The sequence below is a fragment of the Bacillus sp. HMSC036E02 genome (assembly GCF_001836235.1).
Classification (GTDB): Bacteria; Bacillota; Bacilli; order Bacillales; family Bacillaceae_G; genus Bacillus_A; species Bacillus_A cereus.
Genome location: NZ_KV827867.1, coordinates 30,539 through 30,898 on the forward strand (window position 1 = coordinate 30,539; position 360 = coordinate 30,898).

The window sequence follows — 360 nt, forward strand, 5'->3', positions numbered from 1 at the left end:
TTTTAATGGGTTCACTTTACCTTATGTTTTTAAGAATTAATTGAGCAGGTCCTTTTGAAAATAGAAAAAAGACGCCATAAGGCGCCTTCCTTTTAGGTAGATAAGACTTTAGTTTTCCAATCTAAAGAAATTTTGTATCAGCTCTTTGAGAGTATATCATGATATTCGCTTGATTTATTATGCATTATTACATATCATTGTAAATCCCTCTATTTTCCATTTGATAAAATGCAATCCCAATATTGTTAATAATTAAATAAATATTTCTACAAATTGAAAATATTTACAAAAGATATAAAAGTGATACATTTAAGGTGCAAGTTATAAAAAATATTTAAGGGGGATTTATTATGTTTAAGA